We start from the raw sequence: 2,796 nt of genomic DNA on the forward strand, positions 1-2,796 counted from the left end.
TCTTTATTGTAGTATTCTGGGCTTATATGCCTTATGACATTTCCATTTGCATCATAATAAAATCTTTCAATTCCACCATCTGGATAAATAGTTTTTATCTTTCTATTATCTTTAATACAATAACATTGGAAAGAACCTCTTTGACGCTTACAATTCTTACAAATTAAAGAAAGCCATAAATCCAATATAACTATATCAAAAATTATATTGGATTATGGCTAAACTAACTTAGTTTATAAATTTAATTGTTCATAATAAGGTAATTTCCATTTTTCATAATCAATTTTAATTTCATCTAATAATTGCTTTGGCATCTCAATAACCTCTATATCTATCTCCTCTACATTTACTCCTAATTTTTTAGCAATTTTTATTAGTGCACTTGCCCAAATATCAACAATTGTTAAATAATCAATTGGCTGCTTTCTTAACATTTTTAATCTTTTTATTATGCCTTGTTCTAAGTTCTTTGGATCATTGTTAACTATAGATAAGAATATATCTTTAACTCCCTCCTTTTCTGACATATTATCTATACATTGTTTTGCTTTTTCAATATTTCCTAATAGTAAATTTCCTATAATAGTGTTTTCACTTGATATAGACTTTGCTAAGTCATAGTTATCAACTACTATAGCACAATATGTTGCAAATTCCTCTGATTTTCTTGCACTAATTTCTTTTCTTAGCCATGCTACTGGTTCCATCCCATTATTAAACAATTTATATGATGTACAAATTGACTTTGCTACTAAATAGCAATATCCTTTACATGCTTCAATGTCATTTTCTAAAAGATATGAAAATTGACTTGTAATTCAGTCATTTTTATTAACACTCCTTTCGAAGTATATAAAACGGATGTGTTACAAAATAAAAAGATGTTGTGACAGCAACATCTTTTTATTTTGCCATACTTTATTAAAATCTGAAACTATAAATTTCAAATTAGTAGTGTGAAAAAAATAGCCGTCGCTTTTAGCGAGTTAGTTCAATTAAATTTTTATATAAAATAAACCTAGTAAGTCAGATAATCTAACATTCTAGGTTTATCATTTTGTTTTATTTTAAAATTACTTTCTTCTTATCTATATAATCCTTTAAGTATTTATAATCATGTTCTAAAATTATTACACCATGTAATATAGCTTCATTAAAATTTGTTCCTTTTAAATTGGCACCTTCCAAATTCACATCATTAAATCTATCCTTTGTAATATATTGACTTCCATCCAACATTGCGTATTTTAAATTTGTACTAATAAAACCGTTACTTCCTGAAAGTTCTTCTAAACTACTGTTTTCTAAATTTGTATTGGTAAAGTCACAACTCCCAATACCTGAAATAATTTGCCTTTCTAATACTTTGACTTAATTTGATTTATAAATTAATATAAAGCAGTAGTAAAAATATATAATTTTAACTCTATAACTCTAAAAAAGTATCATTATCATCATAATAGTAAATTGCTTCAAGTAACTCTTGATTAGATGCATTTTCTTTTCTATTCAATGCTGATACTATCACATCTTGCAATAATTCGTCCCTATAAATAATCTGTAACCCCTTTTCTTCAACAAACTTTGGTAAGATTTCCTCAAAACTAGTATCATCAATATCAGGATATTCATCTATATAGCACTTTGAACTTAATTCTATATCTTCATGCCTTGAGTATAAGCACCAATTATTATCCTTATACAACATTTTGGCTCCACCTTGCATATATTTCTTCCTTAATTCGTTAATTATTTCGTAAAATTTATATTCTTTTTCTTTTTCTAACATTTCTTTTCACCTTTCTCACTTCTTTATTTTTCCATTTTTATCCAATTTACCTTTTCTTCCAAGTTTGCCTCCTCCCCATATGTCTCTTCCTCCTTTTCCTGTAGGATGATATATATTAAAATTAGTACTATGATCGCCTCTATTAACTAGTTCCAAAATTCCATTTTTTTCTGAATGATGCCAAGTAAATCCTGTTGGACTATTAGATAAATTAGAATTACTATCTAACCATGATTTTAATTCTGGATTTCTTTTAAACATATCTTTTCTAAATTTAACATCATTATTCAATCTTTCTATTAATGACTTATTTGCTTGTCTAAATTGTACTGAATCACTTGCATAATGAAAATCACTTTTTAACTCAAATTCATGGAATGTATGATATTTATCTCCTTTTCTAGGTTTTCCCACCTCAGTTGCTTTTTTAATTGTAGGCTTATTAGCTGGCACTTCATTTTTATTAGCTTTAAGCTTATTATACGCGTCAGCCATTTCTTGTTTAGAATTATATTGTCCTCTATTCTCATTTTGGAACTTATTCCATTCATTTTGATTATTATTTCTTTGCTTATTGTTTCCTGCTGGACACATCTCATATCCACTAGGATCATAATACCTAACTGGATTATTCCCACAATAAGCATAAAGATTTAATCCATCGCCCCTATAAACGTCTTCCTGCGTAAAGCTACCTATAACTGGATTATAGAATCTAGCTCTTAAATAATATTGCTTAGTTATTCCATCAAACTGCTGTCCAGTATAAGTTATCCTATTATGAACTTCTTCTCTTGAATCAATTACATTACCAAATGCATCATAATAGTATTCATTCTTAACATTTTCAGAATCATCTGTTATAAAATCAGTGCTGCCCTGTTCATCAACAGAATAATAATGTCGTGACAAACTGTAATTTGTCGAGCTGTTTAAGTGAGAGTCCAAATTTATAATTTGGTTACTCGAACTTACTCCTGCAAACGTATGTGAGCAGTGAGTTTCAT

General features: G+C 27.9%; 5 protein-coding genes. All 5 read right to left on the reverse strand.

What is annotated here, in order from left to right; translation table 11 throughout:
* Positions 1 to 185, reverse strand: a 185-nt coding sequence (locus RGC78_RS15975) for a hypothetical protein (protein ID WP_309556948.1), incomplete at its 3' end; no start/stop codon positions are given.
* Between the two features lie 48 nt (positions 186 to 233).
* Positions 234 to 707 (reverse strand): hypothetical protein, encoded by a 474-nt coding sequence (locus tag RGC78_RS15980; protein WP_309556949.1) that lies wholly within the window; start codon positions 705 to 707, stop codon positions 234 to 236.
* 355 nt (positions 708 to 1,062) lie between these two features.
* Positions 1,063 to 1,194 (reverse strand): pentapeptide repeat-containing protein, encoded by a 132-nt coding sequence (locus tag RGC78_RS15985; RefSeq protein WP_309556950.1) that lies wholly within the window; start codon positions 1,192 to 1,194, stop codon positions 1,063 to 1,065.
* 232 nt (positions 1,195 to 1,426) lie between these two features.
* Positions 1,427 to 1,789: a DUF7716 domain-containing protein gene (locus RGC78_RS15990; RefSeq protein WP_309556951.1), complete on the reverse strand. Its 363-nt coding sequence runs from the start codon at positions 1,787 to 1,789 to the stop codon at positions 1,427 to 1,429.
* 15 nt (positions 1,790 to 1,804) lie between these two features.
* On the reverse strand, positions 1,805 to 2,796 hold a 992-nt coding region (locus RGC78_RS15995), incomplete at its 5' end, for an RHS repeat-associated core domain-containing protein (protein ID WP_309556952.1).

The organism is Clostridium aquiflavi, assembly GCF_031344075.1.
Lineage (GTDB): Bacteria > Bacillota > Clostridia > Clostridiales > Clostridiaceae > Clostridium > Clostridium aquiflavi.